The following is a 17,671-nucleotide window of genomic DNA, read 5'->3' on the forward strand; positions in this document are numbered from 1 at the left end:
TCAGGTGGCAGAGCGAGGTTCACATTGTCATGTGCCGAACAGATGAAAAGCACGTGTCGGGAGTCAGGATTTTCTACGCGCGTCATGTGGGTGAATTGGCGCAAGAGTCACTTGGCAGGACAGGTCGGCCCCTGCACTGTGGCGGAGGCCACACCGTGAACAGCCCGACCAGGAGCAGCCCATGGCAGTGAAGATCCTCATCGTGACCGGCGACGCGGCGGAGTCGCTGGAGGTCCTCTACCCCTACCAGCGTCTGCGCGAAGAGGGGTACGAGGTCCACATCGCGGCGCCGACCGTGAAGAAACTGCGGTTCGTCGTACACGACTTCGAGGACGGCTTCGACACCTACACCGAGAAGCCGGGCTACACCTGGCCCGCCGACATCGCCTTCGCGGACGTGGACCCGGGGGAGTACGCGGCCCTCGTCGTACCGGGCGGGCGCGCCCCCGAGTACCTGCGCAACGACCCCGAGGTGCGGCGGATCCTGGCCGCCTTCGCCGGCTCCGACAAGCCGATCGCGCAGATCTGCCACGGCCCCCTGATCACCGCCGCGGCGGGCGCGCTGGACGGCCGCCGGGTCACGGCCTACCCGGCGCTGGAACTGGACATGAAGGCGGCGGGCGCCGAGTTCGAGGACTCCGAAGCCGTGGTGGACGGGACGCTGGTCTCGGCCCGCGCGTGGCCCGACCACTCGGCGTGGATGCGGGAATTCCTGACCGTGCTGCGCGGCAAGGCCCCGCTGGCCTAGGCCGTCTCTTCCGGGGCTCCCCTTCCGGCCTGAAAGGCCCGGAAGGCCGGAAGGGGAGCTCCGGAGTCAGCCGGCGGTCGTCAGCTGCCCGAGGCGACGGCCGCGGGGGCCGGCTCGTACTTGTAGTCGGCGCCGAAGTTCTTCTTCACGGCCGCCTCCCAGGACCCGTCGGCGACCATCTTCTGGATCGCCGCGTTGATCTTGCCCTGGAGCTCGGTGCTGCCCTTCTTCATGCCGATTCCGTAGTTCTCGTTGCTCAGGCTCAGCCCGAGCAGCCGGAACTTGCCCTCGTTGCCCTTGCGGGCCGTGTACCCGGCCAGGATGGAGTTGTCCGTGGTCATGGCGTCGACCAGGTGGTCCTGGAGCGCGACGACGCACTCGGAGTAGCCGCCGAGCTCCAGGAGGCTCGCCTTGGGGGCGAGGGTCTTCCTGACGTTCTCCGCCGAGGTCGAGCCGGTCACCGAGCACAGCCGCTTGCTGTTGAGGTCCTCGGCCTTGGTGATCGAGGTGTCGTCGGCGCGGACCATCAGGTCCTGGTGCGCCAGGAAGTACGGGCCGGCGAAGTCGACCTTCTCCTTGCGCTTGTCGTTGATCGAGTAGCTGGCCGCGACGAACTGGACCTCGTTGTACTGGAGCAGCAGCTCGCGGTCGCTGCTGCGGACCTGCTTGAAGGTGATGTGGTCCGGCTTGTAGCCGAGCGTCTTCGCCACGTAGTTCGCCACGTCCACGTCGAAACCGGTGAAGGTGCCGTCCGGCTCGCGCATGCCGACGCCCGGCTGGTCGAACTTGATGCCGATGGAGAGGTCCCCCTTGCCGTCGTCACCGCCGCATCCGGATGCGGTCAAGGCGAGACCGATCATTGCGGCGACCGCACCGGCCTGGGAAACCTTCATGCTGCACTCTTTCCTTGGAAACGCGATACGCGGTGCGCGGGACGCGACAGCGGTACGCAGGGTCGCGCGGGCGCGCGGGAGCGCGCCGGGACGGGCCCGGGACGCGGGGAACCGCGGGGGCAGGTGGACGCGTATATGAGGAAGCTAGGAAACCGCCGGGCGCAGTGTCACGGGATCTGAGCAAATCTTGAGGGTAACGATCCGGATCGGCGGCAGATCCTGCGGCGGATCCGGTCCTGTACGGGAGAGGAGCCGGTCGGATGGCCGAGGGCGGGGCAAGGGTCAAGGGGAACGCTTTGCTGCTGGGGGACGGTGCGGAGGTCCGTTTCATGCGGACGCTGCGGCTCCCGGAGTCGGGTACGCACAACCTGCCGCCGGGGCTCGGAGAGTTTCCGCTGCGCCGGGTGGAGGACCATCCGGACACGGTGCCGGCGGAGTGGCTGGCCAAGGGCGGGGTGATGCTGCCCGTGTACCTGCGCGAGGCGATGTGGCTCAGCTTCGCGGGGACCGCGCAGCCCACCGCGCTCCAGGTCGGGGTCGGCAAGGTGTGCGCCGTCTCCGGCGAGCGGTGGACCGGGGAGCTCGGGCGCGATCCGCAGAACTACCTCGTCCTCCCGCGCCAGCCGTGGCTGGACGGGATCAATTCGGGCAAGGGGACGGTGCGCCAGTTCGTCGCGGTCCCGCTCGGGCTCGGCGCCACCGTCGAGGGCCAGGTCACCGGGGAGGAGACCACCGGCGGGGTCCAGCTCCAGGCGTTCGGGCTCGCTGCGGAGGCACTGGCGCGGTGGCGGGAGGCGGAGCGGGCGCGCACGGCCGTGCCGCGCTGGGGCCCGCCTGCCGGAGGACCGCTCCCGAGCGGGCCGTCCGTGGGGTACGGAGCGGGGCCGATGATGCCGGCGGCCGCCCCGGCGCCGGCTTACGGAGGTCCGCCCGGCTCGGCCGCGGAGCCGCGGATGCGGGCCCGCGCCGCGGAGCCGCGGAGGTCTCCCGCGATGGGACTCGGCGTCGGCGGGGCCATGCGCCAGGAGGTGTACCGGGACGACCGCGGACTCGGGGAGTGGGCGCGGGAGCCGGCCGCGCGGGTCTTCGTCCACCTGGTGTCCCCGCCCGAGTGGCGCCGGATCACCGGGGAGGAGCCGCCTCCCTCGCCGGTGGACCGGGCCGCCTACACCAAGGCCGGGCTGCCGTGGTTCGACTGCTACGACGAGAGCGGCACCGATCTGGCCCCCTCGGGGGCGCTGGGCCAGGTGGAGCCGGTGGGCGAATGGCTCGGCGAGGACGGCAACCCGTGGATCCAGCCGGCCCCCGGCCAGGTCAAACCCCTGGGGAAGACCCCGAGGCCGGGCCGGCCGGTGCAGGACGGGGACTGGTAGGCCCGGCCCGCCTCCGGGTACTGGCCTGGAACGTACGGTAGTTCGGGCCACCCGCACGGACCCGTGACAGCATGGGAGGGCAACGCAGGGTAAGCGGAGGGGGAGTTCGGTGAGCGGAGTACGCAAGGGCCTGTCCAAGGTGGAGATCGCGCTGCGCTGGGATCCCAGCCCGGCGGGTGCGCCCGTACACGATCTGGACATACTCGCCGCGGTCTACGGAGCTGGCGACCCGTACGGGCAGCCCGTCCACCTCGTGCACTTCGGGAGCCGCTCGCCCGACGGCACCATCACGCTGGACCGCGACAGCCGGACCGGCCAGGGCCTCGGCTTCGACGAGGTGATGACCCTCGAACTGTCGCGGATGGCAACGGAGTTGACCCGAGTGGTGGTGGGGGTGGTGATCCAGCCGGCGAGCTCCGGTCCGGCGCTGACCTTCTCCTCCGTGGCCGGTACCGGACTGCGGATCCGGGAGGGCTACACCGACCTCGCCGTGGAGGGGTTCGCGGCCGTCGGGTCCGCCCGCGCCGCCACGGTCGCCGAGTTCACCCGCGAGACCTCGGGCAGCTGGGCACTGGACCCGGCGGTGCGGGGCTTCGACGCCGACCCGGAGGAGTTCGCCCGGGTCATGGGATCCGCCCGGAGCTGACCCCCGTACGGGATTTCGGCGACGGGCTCCAGGCCACCGCGCAGACCGGGCGGCGGGCACTCCGCGAGGGAGTGGCCGCCGCCCGGTCCGGTGGTGCGCTGCCACCGTCCCCACGAGGCAGCGCGGGCAGATCGCCGCCCGGTCATCGGGGACGGCGGTCTGCCGGTTCAGGGGGCCGGTCCGCTTACGGGCCGGGGGCCGGCTCCTGGCCGGAGGGCGGGGCCGGAGCGGCGGGCGCGGCCGGGCCGGCGGACGGAGCCGTAGCGACCGCGCCCGCCGCGGCGGGGTCGGCGTGCGGGCTCACGCCCAGCGCCGGCAGCAGGCAGGCGTCGACGAACCGTACGAGGTACTCGGCGTCGGCGTACCGCCCGTCCAGCACCGGCCGGATCCGCACCACACCCATCAGCTGCGCCGGCAGGAACTCCACGGCCGGATGCCCCGCCGCGAGCTCGCCGCGCGCCACGGCCCGGTCCACGATCGCGTCGAAGGCCGCCAGCTCGGGCTCCACGATCGCTTCGCGCAGCGCCGCCTTGAGTTCCTCGTCACTCAGCACCGCATGGCCGAGGGCCTGCGTCAGCCGGGTGTCGCGCCCCGAGGTGCAGGCCGCGATCGTGGCCGCCTCGCGCAGGTCGCCCGCCAGTGTCCCGGTGTCCACCGCCGCCAGGGTGCCCCGCCGGTCCGCGCGCAGGGCCGCGGCGACGAGCTGCGGCTTGGTCTTCCACTGCCGGTAGAGCGTGGACTTGCCGCAGCTGGCCCGCGCCGCGATGCCCTCCATGGTCAGGGCCTCGTAGCCGTCCTCGCGCAGCTGGTCCAGGACGGCCTCGTAGAACTGCTGCTCCCGCTCCGGGGTGATCTTGGAGCGGCGCGCAGGGGCCGGGGCGGCTTCCGGCGTCGGCGACGTCATGGGGCTGCTCTCCTCGCTGGGCGCTCGCGTCCGGTATCGCGGTCCGTATCGCGGCGGTCCGGCCTGCGGCTCTAGTGGTCGTCCGGCGGTCCTGTGGCGATCTTCCAGTGATCGTCCAGTGACCATCTGGAGACTGTGTCGAGTGAAAGTCTACGGGAACGCAGGCGTATCGGTACACCCGCGTATCGATACGCGAATGTATCGATACACTGGCGTGTCGATGTGTGCCCGTGTACAGGAAGCGAGACCGGGGGATGACCTCCCACACCACACCTGCCGGGGCCGGCGCCGTACAGCGCCGCCGCCTCATGCGCGAGCTGCTGCTCGTCGCCGGTCTCTTCGCCGTCTACAAAGCCGGTCGCCTGCTGGCCACCGGCCGCACCGACGAGGCCTTCCGCAACGCCGCCCGGGTCTGGGACGCGGAGCGCACCCTGCACCTGCCCGGCGAGGGCCTGGTCCAGCGGCTGCTCCTGCACGGCGACGCGCTCGTGCACACCGCGAACACCTATTACGCGGCCGTGCACTTCCCCGCCACGGTGCTCTTCCTCGTCTGGCTCTACCTGCGCCGCCCCGCGCACTACCTCTGGACCCGCCGGGTCCTGGCCGTCCTCACCGGCGCCGCCCTGGCCATCCACCTGAGCTTCCCCCTCGCGCCGCCGCGGATGCTCGCCGCCGCCCACCTGATCGACACCGGCCAGGTCTACGGGCCCACCGTCTACGGGGCCTCGCCCGCCGCCGACAGCATGGCCAACCAGTTCGCCGCGATGCCCTCCCTGCACTTCGGCTGGGCGCTGATGCTGGCCCTCGGCGTGATCGCCGCCACCTCCTCCCGGTGGCGTTTCCTCTGGCTGCTGCACCCCCTCGTCACCCTGATCGTCGTCGTCGGCACGGCCAACCACTACTGGCTCGACGCCGTCGTGGCGGCCCTGCTGCTCGGGGCCGCCCTGCTGCTGGTCCCGCGTCCTGCCGTCCGTTCCCTCGTCGCGGCCCGGAGCGTGCCGGCCCCGCGCCGAGCCGTACCCGAGCCAGCCACCGTAGGAGGAGTCCGGTGAATGCCACCCTCGTAGCCGTCCTGCTCTGCCTCGCCGCGGCCGCCACCTACGCGGCCGCCGCCGTCGCCCAGGAACGCCTGGCCCGCCGGGCCGTCGCCCGCAGCGCCACCTCACTGCTCGGCAACGGCGCCTGGTGGTGGTCCGCCGGACTCAACGCCGCCGCCGCGCTCCTGCACGCCGCGGCCCTGCGCTACGGGCCGCTCACCCTGGTCCAGCCGCTCGGCGCGCTCACCCTCGTCGCCGCCGTCCCCATGGGCGCCCACGGCGCCGGGCGGCGGGTCGCGGCCACCGAATGGCGCGGCACCCTGGCCACCGTGGTCGGCCTCGGCCTGCTCCTGCTCCCCGCCTCCGGCCCGGCCCCCGACGACACCCTCACCCTGACCGAGGCCCTCGCCGTCTCCGGCGCCACGGCCGCGGTGATCGTGCTGCTGACCGTACGCAGGGACACGCGCTCGGGGCTGCGCCACGCGACGGCCTCCGGGCTGGCCTCGGCGGCGGCCTCCGCCCTGACCCAGACCGTCGCCGTGGCCGGCGGCCGCGGCGGAGCGCTGCTCAGCGTCCGCGTGGTCTCGGTGGCCCTGCTCGTGGTGGTCTTCGCGGTCGGCGGGATGCTGCTGTCCCAACGGGCCTACCGGGGAGGCCTCGGAGCCCCGCTCGCGGTGGTCAACCTGGCCAACCCGCTGGCCGCCGCCGCGATCGGCATGGTGCTGCTCGGCGAACGCCTCCAGGGCGGGGCGGTCGGAGTCCTGCTCGCGGTGGCGGGCGCGCTCGCGGCGGCCCGGGGCGTACTGCTGCTCACCCGGACCTCGGCGCCCGCCCCGGCCGCGGCCCCGGCCGCCGCACCGGCATCGGGACCGGCACCGGCACAGGGATCGGTGTCGGCACCGGCCCGGGCATCCGTACCGGCCGCGCAGGTGGCTGCTCCGCTCCCCGGGGTTCCCCTGCAGACGGCTTCCCCGGCGGGGCGCAAGGACCGGGTCCCGGCCTGATCCGGCCGGCGGCGGATGTCGCCGCCGGCCGCCGCCGTCGCGTTCGCCGCGCGGTGGCGAGAACCGTTTCACCCGTTCGCGCGTCCTCCTCGGTAAGACGAAGCGCGCACACGGTGCGCACACCGAAGCGGAGTGAACAGGCATGGGCATCATCAGCTGGATCATCCTCGGACTGCTCGCGGGCGGGATCGCCAAGGTCCTGCTGCCCGGCCGTGACCCCGGCGGCCTGATCGGCACCACCCTCATCGGCGTCGCGGGCGCCTTCATCGGCGGCTGGCTCTCGGCGAAATTCCTCGACAAGCCGATCCAGAACGACTTCTTCGACCTCGCGACCTGGGGTGCCGCCATCGCGGGCTCCCTGGTCCTGCTCATCGCCTACCGGCTCCTGTTCGGCAACTCCCGCAGTTCCCGCCACTGATTCCGCCGCTGATTCCCGCCCCGGGGCCCCTGCCCGCGCCCGGTGCCTGCCGGTAGCACCCACTCCGGTCGCGCCGCCGTCGGTGGCGGCCCCTACGATGACCGGCCATGGAGAGCAGTGATTCCGGCAGACGGTTGATCGACGGGCGTTTCGAACTCGCGGGGCCCCTGGGCAGCGGCGGGATGGGGACGGTCTGGCGCGCGCGGGACATCGCGCTGCACCGGGACGTCGCACTCAAGGAGGTCCGGCCCCCGGACCCGGCGACCGCCGCCGCACAGCCCGATCTCGCCGTCCAGCTGCGCGAACGGGCCGTCCGCGAGGCCCGCGCGCTCGCGCGTCTCGCCCACCCCAACGTGGTCACGATCCACCACATCGTGGAGCCCGCCGACGGGGTCGAGGGCCATCCGTGGATCGTGATGGAGCTGGTCAAGGGCGGCTCCCTGCACGACCGGCTGGCCTCCGGGCCGATGCCCGTCGCGGACGTGCTGCGGCTCGGGCTCGACGTGCTCTCCGCGCTGCGGGCCGCGCATGCGGAGGGCGTGCTGCACCGGGACGTGAAACCGGCCAACGTACTGCTGCGGACCGATGGTTCCGCCGTCCTCACCGACTTCGGCATCGCCGCGCTGCACGGGGCGACCGCGCTGACCTCCACCGGCGTGCTGATCGGCTCGCCGGAGTACATCGCCCCCGAGCGGGCCCGCGGCGAGGAGGGGCTGCCCGCCTCCGACCTGTGGTCGCTCGGCATGCTCCTGTACGTGGCCTCGGAGGGGGTGCACCCGCTGCGCCGGGCCACCAGCCTGGCCACCGTGGTCGCGGTGCTCGACGAGCCGATCCCGGCGCCGGTACGGTCCGGCCCGCTGGGGCCCGTACTGGAACGGCTGCTGGTACGGGACCTGGCCGTGCGGCCCGGCGCCGAGGAGCTGGAAGCGCTGCTCCGCGGTGCGAGCAGTGCTCTCGGCGGTGCCACCCCGGTGACCCCTCCGGTTGCCCTGGGCCAGTTCGGACCCGCGGTTCCGGCGGCCCCGCCCGCCCCCACGCGCTTCGAACCCGGCGCGGGCAACCCGTACGCGCCGACCGTGCCCGTCCCCGGGTCGGGCCGCCCCCACCCGCACCCCCGCCGCCGGACCGCCCTGCTCGGCGGGCTCCTCGTGGCGGTCCTGGCCGCCGGGGCGACGATCGGCATCCTGAACTGGCCGGGCAGCGCGAACACCGACGGGGGCAAGGGTGTCGACGCCAAGCCGCCGAGCAGTCCTTCCTCCTCCGCGCTGCCCTCCCCGTCGACCGCGACCCCGGGAACCTCCGGCGCCCCGACCCCGAAGGCGAGCACCTCCCCGGCCGCGACCGCGAGCGCGCCCAAGGGCAGCCTCATCGGCCCCGCCGGCATCCGCGCCGCCGCCGAAGCCTTCAAGCAGCAGGCCGGCACCACCACCTTCGTCGACATGAGGGTCTACGACGAGTACGTGATCGCCTCCATCCCCACGGCCCCCGGAGCCAAGACCGTCGACTCCTGGCAGTACCGCAATGGCGTCGCCAAGCGCAGCGGCCCGCAAGGCACCGTCAAGGCCGGCGAGCCCCTCATGGACATGGCCGCGCTCAACTGGGATGCCCTGCCCGCCCTGTTGGAGCAGTCGCAGAAGGAGCTCGCCGTCGAGATCCCGAGCTCGCGCTACCTCAACGTCTCGCCCTGGCTCGGTACCCCCGCGATCCGCCCGTACATCAGCGACCCGTACGGTCAAGGCGGTTACGTCCTCGCGGACACCGACTTCAAGATCAAGAAGGTCTACCGGAACTGACCGTCCGGTACGGACGAACGAAGCGGAGTACCCACCACCATGCCCAGCTGGCGCACCACGCTCACCACCGCCGGGATATCCGGCCCCCGGCTCCGCGCCGACTACACGCACACGGCCCGCCGGGTACTGCGCCGGGAGCCCGCGCCCTACCTGACCCTGCGGCTGCTGGCCGACCCGGTGCTCGTGCCCTGGCTGGCGGCCGGGCTCGCCTTCATGAACCGGGTCGACGACGTCGCCGAGACCGGCACCCCGCAACAGCGGGCCGAGGGCCTGGAGCAGCTGGGCGTCGAGGTCCGCCGGGCGCTGGAGACCGGCGAGAGCCCCGACCCGCTGCTGCGCGCCTACGCCCACGCCGTCGGCTCCCGCGGCCTGCCCACCGAATGGATCTTCCGCTTCCTCGACGGCGCCGCCACCGCGGAGGCGGTGTTCGACGGGTTCGCCACCGAGGCCGAGTTCCAGGCCTACCTCGACGCCTACGCCTGGCCCGGCGTGCTCGTCTTCACCGGGCTCCAGTACCAGGGCGGTCCCGACACCGAACAGGCCGCCGCCTGGCGGCGGTTCGTGGACGCCGCCCAGCGGGTGGACTTCCTCGCCGACCTCGCCGGGGACCTGGCGGACGGGCGGCTGTGCATACCCCGCGACCGGCTCGCCGAGCACTCCGTGACCCGGGCCGACCTCGAACAGGCCCGTGACACCCCGGGCGTACGGGAACTCCTGACCGCCGAGTGCGCCCGCGCCCGTACCGCCCTCGCCGCCGCCGAGGTCGTCCTCGACCTGGCCGAACCCGGGCTGCGGCCCGTCGTGGTGACGATGACCGAGCTCATGGAACACCAGCTCGCGGGGGTGGAGCGGGTCGGCGTCGGAGCCCTGCGCAAGGACGTCGGCTACGGGCTGGTGGCGCCGCTGCGCACTCTGGCCCGCGCCAGGGCGCAACGGCCGCGCACCGCCGTCCGGCAGTGACGTTTGTACGGCAGTGACATCCGTCCGGCAGTGACGTGCCTCCGGCAGTGACATTCGTACGGCCGGAGTCCGTACATGCGCATCTGCCGGGGCGCCGCCGCGCTCCGTAGCGTTCTTCACATGACGCAGATGCAGACGCAGACGCATGCGGCGGCGCCCGACGGGGCCGCGGAAGCCGTGCCCGCGGCGGTCAGCTTCCGGCACGCCGCCAAGTCCTTCGGACCCGTCCACGCCGTGGCCGGTCTCGACCTCGACATCCGGCGCGGCGAAACCGTCGCCCTGCTCGGCCGCAACGGCGCCGGGAAGTCCACCGCCATCAGCCTGCTGCTCGGCCTGGACGAGCCCGACGCGGGCAGCGTGCGCCTCTTCGGCGAGAGCCCCGCGCGGGCGGTGCGCTCCGGCCGGGTCGGCGCGATGCTCCAGGAAGGCCGGGCCGTGCCCCGGCTCACCGTGCGCGAGCTCGTCGCCTTCGTCGCCCGCACCTACCCGGCGCCGATGCCGGTGGCCGAGGCCCTGGAGCTGGCCGGGCTCACCGGGCTCGGAGGCCGCCGGGTGGACCGGCTCTCCGGAGGCCAGGCCCAGCGGGTCCGCTTCGCCGTCGCCCTCGCCGGGAACCCCGAGCTGATCGTCCTCGACGAGCCGACCGCCGCCCTCGACGTGGAGGCCCGGCGCGCCTTCTGGGTCTCCATGCGGGCGTACGCCCGGCGCGGCAACACCGTGCTGTTCTCCACGCACTACCTGGACGAGGCCGACGCCCACGCCGACCGCATCCTCGTCCTGGACCGCGGCCGGGTCGTGGCCGACGACACCGGGGAGGGGCTGCGGCGCGCCGCCGGGGGCTCCCTCGTCGCCTTCGACCTGGCCGGGCGGTCCACCGGGGAGCTGGCCACCCTGCCCGGGGTGGTCGCCGTGGAGATCGCCGGGGACCGCGCGAAGCTGCGTACCCAGGACCCCGACGCCACCGTCGTCGCCCTCGTGCACCGCGGCGCCGTCCGCGGCCTGGAGGTCACGGCCGCCTCGCTCGACGAGGCCTTCCTCGCCCTGACCGGCTCCGGTGCCCCCTCCCGGGCCGATTCCGGAACCGGATCCGACACCGCCGCGGAGCGTGCCCGATGATCGTCACCGCCTATGTCCGGCTCGAAGTGCGGCGCACACTGCGCGACACCGGATTCGTCTTCTTCGGCATCGGCATGCCGGTGGTGATGTACCTGCTCTTCACCAACCTCGGCACCGTCGACCCCGAGTGGAAGACCGCCTCCATGGTCGCGATGGCGGCCTACGGGGCCCTGGGCGCGGCCCTCTCCACGGGAACGGGCGTGGCCGAGGACAAGGGCGTCGGCTGGCTGCGCCAGCTGCGCGTCACCCCGATGACCCCGCGCCAGGCGGTGACCGGCCGGGCGCTGACGGGCTCCGTCGTGGTCCTGCCCGCCGTCGCCGCCGTGCTCGCGGCGGGCGCGCTCGTCAACGGGGTCCGCCTCGACGCCTGGCAGTGGGCGGCCGTCGTCCTCGCGCTCTGGCTCGGGGCCCTCCCCTTCACCCTCCTCGGCCTGGGCAACGGCTACCGCCTCTCCGCCCAGACCACCGGCCTCGTCAACGTCTCCTGCAACCTGCTGCTGTCGATCGTCGGCGGCCTCTGGTTCCCGGCCGCGCTCTTCCCGCAGTGGCTGCGGACGCTGAGCGACTTCACCCCGACGCACCGGTTCGCGGAGATCGGGCAGCAACTCGCCGCGGGATCCGCGCCGGGGCTCGCGGCGCCGGGAGTGATCCTGGCGTGGGCGCTGCTCTTCGGCTCCTACGCGGTGTTCTCGTACCGTCGCTCCGCGCGGACGGTGTAGGCGATGCGCGCGGTACACGAGGCGGCATGCGCCGCGGAACGGGGAACGGACATGGGTGTGAACCCGGGCTCGGCCGCCGAGGTGAAGAGGAGCCGGCTGCCCAGACCCGCCGGGATCGGAGTGAACAGCGGGCTGACCCTGCTGCCGTGGCTGCTCATGGGCATGGGCGCCTTCTCCAACATCATCCAGGGCAAGACCCCCAACCCGCTCGTCGGCGGCGCCGGCCTGCTGATCTTTAACTCCCTCTACATCAGCGTGGTGTTCCGCGCGTTCCACAAGGGCGCGCGGGAGGCCGCGAGCACCCGCTGGAGCCTGGTCGCCATGGGCGTGGTCACCTGTGGGCTGGCCCTCGCCTACGGGGGCAGCTGGCTGGCCTTCTTCCCCCTGCTCGGGCTCGCGGTCGGGGCCGTGCTCCGGGGCCGGACCCTCGGCCTGACCGTCCTCGGCCTGTGCGCCGTGGCCGGTGCGATCGGCGTCTACCGCGACGGCTGGGGGGCGGTGGGCGTCGTCTACGGGACCTTCCTGTCCGGCATGGTCACCGCGGCCATCCTCGCCCTCTCCGAGACGGTGCGCGAACTGCGCGACACCCGCCAGGAGCTGGCCCGCACCGCGGTGGAGCGGGAGCGGTTGCGCTTCTCCCGGGACCTGCACGATCTGCTGGGCCACACCCTGTCGGTGATCGTCGTGAAGTCGGAGGCGGCCCGTCGGCTCGCGCCCCGCGACATCGACGCGGCCCTCGCCCAGGTCGCCGACATCGAATCCGTTGGCCGCCAGGCCCTCGTGGAGATCCGTGAGGCCGTCACCGGCTACCGCGAGGCGAGTCTGGCCGGTGAGCTCGACCGGGCCCGCGGGGTCCTGTCCGCCGCCGGGATCGAGCCCGTCGTACGGCAGTGGGGGCCACCGCTGCCCCCGCAGACGGCGGCGCTGCTGGGCTGGGTGGTCCGCGAGTCGGTCACCAACGTGATCCGGCACGGGTCTTCGGCGACCCGGTGCGAGATCGAGGTGCAGGGGGCCGCCGAACGGGTCCGCCTGGTGATCACGGACGACGGGGGCGGCGTAGGCTCGAACCCGCCCGGCAGTGGTCTGACCGGGCTGGCCGAACGGCTCGCGGTGGCCGGCGGCACCCTGGTCGGCGGCCCGGTCCCGGACCGGGGCGGCTTCCGGGTCACCGCCGAACTCCCGGTGGACCAGGACGCGTACGGGACGGCGGGCGAGACCGCGTACGAGACGGGCGAGACCGTGGGTGAGACGGCGCGCGAGGCCGCGGGCGGAGGCGAGGACCGATGATCAGGCTGCTGCTGGCCGAGGACCAGGGCATGATGCGCGGGGCCCTGGCGCTGCTGCTCGGAATGGAAGAGGACATCGAGGTCGTCGCGCAGGTCGGCGCCGGCGACGAGATCGTGCCCGCCGCTCTGGAGACCCGGCCGGACGTGGCCCTGCTCGACATCGAACTCCCCGGCCGCAGCGGACTCGACGCGGCGGCCGACCTGCGCCGCCGGCTCCCGGGCTGCCGGGTGCTGATCCTGACCACCTTCGGCCGGCCCGGCTATCTGCGCCGGGCCATGGAGGCGGGGGCGGCCGGGTTCCTCGTGAAGGACGGCCCGGTGGAGGAACTGGCCGCGGCCGTCCGGCGGGTACTCGCGGGGGAGACCGTGATCGACCCCGCGCTCGCCGCCGCCGCCCTCAGCGCCGGCCCGAACCCGCTGACCCCGCGCGAGGTCGACGTCCTGAACGCGGCGGCCGACGGGGCCACCGTCGCCGACATCGCGGCGAAGGTCCACCTCTCGGAGTCGACCGTGCGGAACTACCTGTCCGCGGCGATCGGCAAGACCGGAACCCGCAACCGGATGGAGGCCGTTCGCGCGGCCCGCCGCCAGGGCTGGCTGTGACCGGGCGGACTGTCAGCGCGCGTGCTTCACCGGGCTGGTTGTGACCGGGCGGGCCCTGGGGCCCGCTCGGTCGACGTCGCTCAGTAGGCGCCGTTGACGTTGTCGATCGAGCCGTAGCGGGCGGCCGCGTAATTGCAGGCGGCCGTGATGTTGGCGACCGGGTCGTAGGAGTCCAGGGCGGTGCCGGGGACGTGATAGGCCCGGAAGGTCGGGTCGATCACCTGGAGCAGGCCCTTGGAGGGTATGCCGGCCGCGGCGTTGGAGTCCCAGTTGTTGATGGCCATCGGATTCCCGGAGGATTCGCGCATCACGTTGCGGTGAATTCCGTCGTAGCTGCCGGGAATTCCGTGCCGGGCCATGACGTCCAGCGACTGCCGGATCCAACCGTCGAGGTTGTTGGCGTAGCGGGTGGCCGCGGGGACGGCGGCGGGGACCGCGGCCGGTGCGACGGAGCCCAGCTGCAGCTTCAGGCCGGGGCGGATCACCGAGGGGTTGGCTCCGACCGCGCTGCGGTTGGCCTCGTAGAGCTGCTGCCAGCCGCCGCCGATGGAGTGCTCCGCCGCGATCTTCGCCAGGGTGTCGCCGCTGACCACGGAGTACGTGGTCGGGACGGCGGTCACGGCGGCGGTCACCGCGCTGCTCACCGCGCTGGTCGCCTCGGCGGCTCCGGCCGTGGTCGCGCTGATCAGCGGGAGGGCCAGGACCGCTGCGCCGCCGGTGCCGGCGAGGGCCAGCTTGCGGGTGATCGGGTTGTTCTTCGGCCGACGGTGCTTTCCCTGAGCGGGCATGGCGGAATTCCTCACGTGGGGGTACGGGAGAGCCCTGGCGGCGGCCGGATCAGGCAGCTGACCACCGGGAACGAGGTGAACGTAGGCGAGTCCGCGGGGCCGGAACAAGACACGAATTCGACCGGGAGATCCACTTCCCGCTATCGGCCCGGTGGATGACCTTGAAAAGGGATCCGGGAATTGCGGAAATTCCCTCCGGGAAAAGGGAATCGACCCTTCCGGGGAAATGATGTTGATGCGGCGGGCGTGACCCACATCACGGAATTCCGGGCGGGTCCCCAAAACGGGCAAGTCGCCCGTCGCCGCACCTGATTCGGGCGACCCGCCCGTTGGCGGCGAATCGCCCACCACGGGTCAATCAGGTCTCGTAGGAGACCCTGCCGTCCTCGTCCATCGGCGGGTGCAGCCGGGAGGGCCCGCAGCCGCCCTCCACCTCGTCCGAGGGGCGGGCCGCCTCCGGCCCGTCGGGCCCGATCCGCAGCACCCGCCGCATCCGTACGACCAGCAGCTCGCGGCCGTCGTCCAGGCGCACCGAGTCCGCGTCGCCGGCGGCCCGGAACTCCTCCGCCGCCCGGGCGTACCCGGCCCGCTCCGGCTCCGGGAGCTCGTACACGGCCGGCCAGAGCCACGTCAGCATGTGGACCAGCGCCCGCCGGGCCGCGTGCGGGCTCGCCAGCAGCGTGCTCGCCGGCTCCCAGCCCGCCCCGGTGCGCTCCAGCACCCGGAACGCGGCCGGGAGCAGCACGATCCCGGCATGGGTGCGCACCGCCCGCCGCGAGTCCGCCCGTACCCCGGCCGGATAGCGGGGGCTGCGGTACTGCAGCTCCCGCAGGGCGAGCCGCTCCGTGGCCTCCATGACGCTCGTCGCCGCGATGTGGTCGATCACGAAGCCCGCGTCCAGCTCGGATTCCCGGGTCCCCGGGTCCCAGCCGCGCTCGGGCGGCTCCGGATCGGTGGGCCGGGGCGGCTCCGGACCCTCGCTGTTGCAGTAGAGCAGCTCCTCGCACCGCACCACCCGGTACCGGGTGCCGGCCGCCGTGATCTCGTTGAGGGGCTCCGTCTCCAGCCGTGCGACGGCCGCCAGCAGCTCCCGGCGGACCTCCCGGTCGTCGGTGTCGTCCTTGGCGCGGAACCACAGCGAGGAGTTCAGGCCGTCCCGGGCGTCCTGCGGCACCCCGCAGGCGACCGGGTTGAGCACCTGCCACCGGTGCCCGCCACCCACCGGCTGGCAGGCGATCCCGAAGAGCGGTCCCCGGACGACGTAGTGGTCGTACTTCCGCGCCGCGTCGGAGGCGTCGGCCTCCTGCGCCGCCGCCACCGGATGCCGCGCGTGTTCGACGTTCATGTAGAGGTGCTCGCGCCCGGGAGGTACCTCACTGCTCATACCGCATTCTCGGCACATCCCGGGCCGGTCGGCGGGGAGCATCCACAACTCGGTCCCGAATCACTGAGGTTGTGCTAAACCCTCGCCGCGGCGGCGGCCCGGGGGCCGGGACTGTCGGTGCTCCGGCCTAGGGTGGGCGGATGGACGAGATGCAGATCGTGGCGTACCAGGGGGAGTGGCGGGCCGGGTTCCAGGAGCGGGTGCTGGCCGGATACCGGGCCGCAGGCTGCTCGGAACCTCTGGCGCGGGCCCTGCTGGAGCGGGCCGAGAAGGGGATCGACGGCTGGACCGTGGCCACGGACGGCACGGGGTGGGCCGCGGTCGAGGTCGCCGAGGAGAACGGGGCGACCGTGGGCCGGATCCACGACCTGACGGCGCCGCAGGGGCGTGCGTGGGCCGAGCGGTGGTGCGCCGAGCACGGCGCGCAGCGGGCCGAGGTCCGGCTCACCGGCGGAGACGGAGCGGGGCTCTTCGCCGACTGTCCCGTACGGGGGCAGAACCGGATGCGCGCCGTGGCCGAGCGGCCGGAGCTGCCGGCGGGCCTGACGGTCCGCCGGCTCACCGAGGAGGAGTACCCGGGCTGGTACGCCGGGGAGGAGGCCGCGTACATCGCGGACATCGTCCGGGCCGGAGCCCTGACCCCGGCCCAGGCCAAGGAGAAGTCCGACCGGGATTTCGAGAAGTACCTTCCGCAGGGGTACCTGACCCCGGGTCACGCCTTCTACGCGCTGGAGGCCGAGGGGCGGGCGATCGGCACCGGCTGGGTGAACCACGGCTTCCTGCCCGGCGTGACCTTCGGCTTCTCGCTGGAGGTCTACGAGGAGCACCGCGGCAAGGGCTACGGACGCGCCGCCATGGCCGCAGGCGAGTGGGCCACCCGGCAGGGCGGAGACGAGGCGATGATGTTCAACGTCTTCGGCGGCAACGAAGTGGCGATGAGCCTCTACGACAACACCGGCTTCGCCGTGCTGGACGAGTTCCGCTACATCGGCCTCTAGGCCGTCTCCCCGCCGAGCCCCGGGAACGCGTCCTGGAGGCGGCCCAGTTCCCGCTGAGCCGCCGCCACCGCGGCCCCGCTCGCCGGCAGCAGGGGGAGCCGTACGTCGGGGGTCGGGATCCGGCCCTGCGCGTACAGCACGCCCTTGATGACTGCCGGGTTGGGCTCGGCGAAGAGCGTGGCGGAGAGGCGGGCCAGCCCGTGGCCCAGGGCGCGGGCCCGGTCCGCGTCGCCCGCCCCGCCCGCGCTCCAGGCCGTCGCGAGCGAGGCGAAGGAGGCCGTCGCCAGATGCGCCGAGGCGAGGATCCCGCCCGCCGCACCGAGCGCGAGCAGCGCGGACAGGTACGCGTCGTCGCCCACCAGGAACTCGAACTCCTCGGGCAGGTCGCCGATCAGCTCCACCGCGTCCTGGTCGACCGCGCCGACCGCGTACTTCACTCCCGCCACCCCGCGCAGCGATCCGATCGCCCGCAGCGCGGCCGCGTCCAGCGACTGCCCGGTCCGGTACGGGACGTGGTAGACGATCAGCGGCACCGGGCTCACCTGCGCGAGCCGGGTGAAGTGCGCGAGCACCCCGGCGGCCGCGGGCCGGACGAACGCGGGCACGCTCACCAGCGCCGCGTCCACCTCGGGCCACCGCTTCAGCCGGACGAGCGAGGCCTCGGCGGCGAGGGTCGCGCTCGCCCCGGCGCCCACGCTCAGCAGCGCCCCCCGCTCCCGGCAGACCCGGGCGCAGACGTCGGTGACCAGGTCGCGTTCCCCCTCGTCGAGGGCGGCGGCCTCGGAGGTGGTGCCCAGGGCCACGATCCCGGTGGCGCCCGCGCCGAGCACCTCGTGGGCCAGGGCTTCCAGGGCCTCGGCGGCGACCTCGCCGGTGGAGGTGAAGGGGGTGACGAGCGGTACGTGGATCCCGCGCAGGCTCCGCGTGGAGTGGTTCGGTGTCATGCGTAGAGCTTTGCCCGCTCCGAGCGTCGAATCCAGTTCGCATTTCTTATCCGAACC

17 protein-coding genes and 1 pseudogene are annotated in these 17,671 nt (G+C 73.5%); 13 read left to right on the top strand and 5 right to left on the bottom strand.

The genetic code is table 11. The annotated features are described in order from the left end of the window. Window positions 1-181 precede the first annotated feature (181 nt). The gene (locus OG490_RS33010; RefSeq protein ID WP_330299933.1) at window positions 182-748 is read left to right on the top strand and encodes a DJ-1/PfpI family protein; all 567 of its coding nucleotides are present in this window, start codon (window positions 182-184) and stop codon (window positions 746-748) included. 80 nt (window positions 749-828) lie between these two features. On the opposite strand, the gene OG490_RS33015 is transcribed toward OG490_RS33010, so the two are convergent. After that, window positions 829-1,641 carry a glutamate ABC transporter substrate-binding protein gene (locus OG490_RS33015; protein ID WP_330299934.1) on the bottom strand — a complete coding sequence of 271 codons (813 nt, stop codon included), beginning with the start codon at window positions 1,639-1,641 and terminating at the stop codon, window positions 829-831. Between the two features lie 260 nt (window positions 1,642-1,901). On the opposite strand from OG490_RS33015, the gene OG490_RS33020 reads away from it, so the two are divergent. Both OG490_RS33020 and OG490_RS33025 read left to right on the top strand, forming a co-directional pair. Then, entirely contained in the window at window positions 1,902-3,014 is a 1,113-nt protein-coding gene (locus tag OG490_RS33020) for a hypothetical protein (protein WP_330299935.1), read from the top strand. Window positions 3,015-3,123: 109 nt separating this feature from the next. After that, entirely contained in the window at window positions 3,124-3,660 is a 537-nt protein-coding gene (locus tag OG490_RS33025; protein ID WP_330299936.1) for a TerD family protein, read from the top strand. Between the two features lie 301 nt (window positions 3,661-3,961). Here OG490_RS33025 and OG490_RS33030 read toward each other — a convergent pair. Further along, a pseudogene (locus OG490_RS33030) lies at window positions 3,962-4,564 on the bottom strand (TetR/AcrR family transcriptional regulator); the annotation flags it as partial. 254 nt (window positions 4,565-4,818) lie between these two features. On the opposite strand from OG490_RS33030, the gene OG490_RS33035 reads away from it, so the two are divergent. From OG490_RS33035 to OG490_RS33075, 9 genes are all read left to right on the top strand, one after another. Further along, window positions 4,819-5,616: a phosphatase PAP2 family protein gene (locus tag OG490_RS33035; protein ID WP_330299937.1), complete on the top strand. Its 798-nt coding sequence runs from the start codon at window positions 4,819-4,821 to the stop codon at window positions 5,614-5,616. Then, complete coding sequence (locus tag OG490_RS33040; RefSeq protein ID WP_330299938.1) at window positions 5,613-6,605, top strand: hypothetical protein; 993 nt, start codon at window positions 5,613-5,615, stop codon at window positions 6,603-6,605. The genes OG490_RS33035 and OG490_RS33040 overlap by 4 nt, the downstream gene beginning before the upstream one ends. Window positions 6,606-6,747: 142 nt before the next feature. After that, on the top strand, window positions 6,748-7,023 hold the full coding sequence (locus tag OG490_RS33045) for a GlsB/YeaQ/YmgE family stress response membrane protein (RefSeq protein WP_330299939.1): 276 nt from the start codon (window positions 6,748-6,750) through the stop codon (window positions 7,021-7,023). A gap of 107 nt (window positions 7,024-7,130) precedes the next feature. After that, the gene (locus tag OG490_RS33050) at window positions 7,131-8,816 is read left to right on the top strand and encodes a serine/threonine-protein kinase (protein WP_330299940.1); all 1,686 of its coding nucleotides are present in this window, start codon (window positions 7,131-7,133) and stop codon (window positions 8,814-8,816) included. A gap of 39 nt (window positions 8,817-8,855) precedes the next feature. Continuing rightward, complete coding sequence (locus OG490_RS33055; protein ID WP_330299941.1) at window positions 8,856-9,776, top strand: squalene/phytoene synthase family protein; 921 nt, start codon at window positions 8,856-8,858, stop codon at window positions 9,774-9,776. Between the two features lie 129 nt (window positions 9,777-9,905). Further along, on the top strand, window positions 9,906-10,892 hold the full coding sequence (locus OG490_RS33060; RefSeq protein ID WP_330301158.1) for an ABC transporter ATP-binding protein: 987 nt from the start codon (window positions 9,906-9,908) through the stop codon (window positions 10,890-10,892). Further along, window positions 10,889-11,611, top strand: coding sequence for an ABC transporter permease (locus OG490_RS33065; RefSeq protein ID WP_330299942.1), 723 nt, complete (start codon window positions 10,889-10,891; stop codon window positions 11,609-11,611). The genes OG490_RS33060 and OG490_RS33065 overlap by 4 nt, the downstream gene beginning before the upstream one ends. Window positions 11,612-11,662: 51 nt before the next feature. Next, a complete protein-coding gene (locus OG490_RS33070) occupies window positions 11,663-12,898 on the top strand; it encodes a sensor histidine kinase (RefSeq protein ID WP_330299943.1) in 1,236 nt (411 codons plus the stop codon). Beyond that, a complete protein-coding gene (locus OG490_RS33075; protein ID WP_330299944.1) occupies window positions 12,895-13,500 on the top strand; it encodes a response regulator transcription factor in 606 nt (201 codons plus the stop codon). The genes OG490_RS33070 and OG490_RS33075 overlap by 4 nt, the downstream gene beginning before the upstream one ends. An 80-nt stretch (window positions 13,501-13,580) precedes the next feature. On the opposite strand, the gene OG490_RS33080 is transcribed toward OG490_RS33075, so the two are convergent. Then, window positions 13,581-14,288, bottom strand: a complete 708-nt coding sequence (locus OG490_RS33080) for a LysM peptidoglycan-binding domain-containing protein (protein WP_330299945.1) — start codon at window positions 14,286-14,288, stop codon at window positions 13,581-13,583. A gap of 358 nt (window positions 14,289-14,646) precedes the next feature. Further along, entirely contained in the window at window positions 14,647-15,672 is a 1,026-nt protein-coding gene (locus tag OG490_RS33085) for a DUF5954 family protein (RefSeq protein ID WP_330299946.1), read from the bottom strand. 140 nt (window positions 15,673-15,812) lie between these two features. Between OG490_RS33085 and OG490_RS33090 the strand changes: the two genes are divergently transcribed. Then, window positions 15,813-16,670, top strand: a complete 858-nt coding sequence (locus tag OG490_RS33090) for a GNAT family N-acetyltransferase (RefSeq protein ID WP_330299947.1) — start codon at window positions 15,813-15,815, stop codon at window positions 16,668-16,670. Here the strand turns inward: OG490_RS33090 and OG490_RS33095 are convergent. Continuing rightward, on the bottom strand, window positions 16,667-17,614 hold the full coding sequence (locus OG490_RS33095) for a dihydrodipicolinate synthase family protein (protein ID WP_330299948.1): 948 nt from the start codon (window positions 17,612-17,614) through the stop codon (window positions 16,667-16,669). The genes OG490_RS33090 and OG490_RS33095 overlap by 4 nt on opposite strands. Window positions 17,615-17,671: the final 57 nt, after the last annotated feature.

Source organism: Streptomyces sp. NBC_00503 (assembly GCF_036346895.1).
Lineage (GTDB): Bacteria > Actinomycetota > Actinomycetes > Streptomycetales > Streptomycetaceae > Streptomyces.

Bases quoted from the DNA above. Each gene is read 5' to 3' on its own strand.
- OG490_RS33020 (WP_330299935.1), top strand. From the start codon at position 1,902: ATGGCCGAGGGCGGGGCAAGGGTCAAGGGGAACGCTTTGCTGCTGGGG.
- OG490_RS33045 (WP_330299939.1), top strand. From the start codon at position 6,748: ATGGGCATCATCAGCTGGATCATCCTCGGACTGCTCGCGGGCGGGATC.
- OG490_RS33015 (WP_330299934.1), bottom strand. From the start codon at position 1,641: ATGAAGGTTTCCCAGGCCGGTGCGGTCGCCGCAATGATCGGTCTCGCC.
- OG490_RS33070 (WP_330299943.1), top strand. From the start codon at position 11,663: ATGGGTGTGAACCCGGGCTCGGCCGCCGAGGTGAAGAGGAGCCGGCTG.
- OG490_RS33085 (WP_330299946.1), bottom strand. From the start codon at position 15,672: ATGAGCAGTGAGGTACCTCCCGGGCGCGAGCACCTCTACATGAACGTC.
- OG490_RS33050 (WP_330299940.1), top strand. From the start codon at position 7,131: ATGGAGAGCAGTGATTCCGGCAGACGGTTGATCGACGGGCGTTTCGAA.
- OG490_RS33065 (WP_330299942.1), top strand. From the start codon at position 10,889: ATGATCGTCACCGCCTATGTCCGGCTCGAAGTGCGGCGCACACTGCGC.
- OG490_RS33060 (WP_330301158.1), top strand. From the start codon at position 9,906: ATGCAGACGCAGACGCATGCGGCGGCGCCCGACGGGGCCGCGGAAGCC.
- OG490_RS33090 (WP_330299947.1), top strand. From the start codon at position 15,813: ATGGACGAGATGCAGATCGTGGCGTACCAGGGGGAGTGGCGGGCCGGG.
- OG490_RS33035 (WP_330299937.1), top strand. From the start codon at position 4,819: ATGACCTCCCACACCACACCTGCCGGGGCCGGCGCCGTACAGCGCCGC.
- OG490_RS33095 (WP_330299948.1), bottom strand. From the start codon at position 17,614: ATGACACCGAACCACTCCACGCGGAGCCTGCGCGGGATCCACGTACCG.
- OG490_RS33075 (WP_330299944.1), top strand. From the start codon at position 12,895: ATGATCAGGCTGCTGCTGGCCGAGGACCAGGGCATGATGCGCGGGGCC.
- OG490_RS33055 (WP_330299941.1), top strand. From the start codon at position 8,856: ATGCCCAGCTGGCGCACCACGCTCACCACCGCCGGGATATCCGGCCCC.
- OG490_RS33080 (WP_330299945.1), bottom strand. From the start codon at position 14,288: ATGCCCGCTCAGGGAAAGCACCGTCGGCCGAAGAACAACCCGATCACC.
- OG490_RS33010 (WP_330299933.1), top strand. From the start codon at position 182: ATGGCAGTGAAGATCCTCATCGTGACCGGCGACGCGGCGGAGTCGCTG.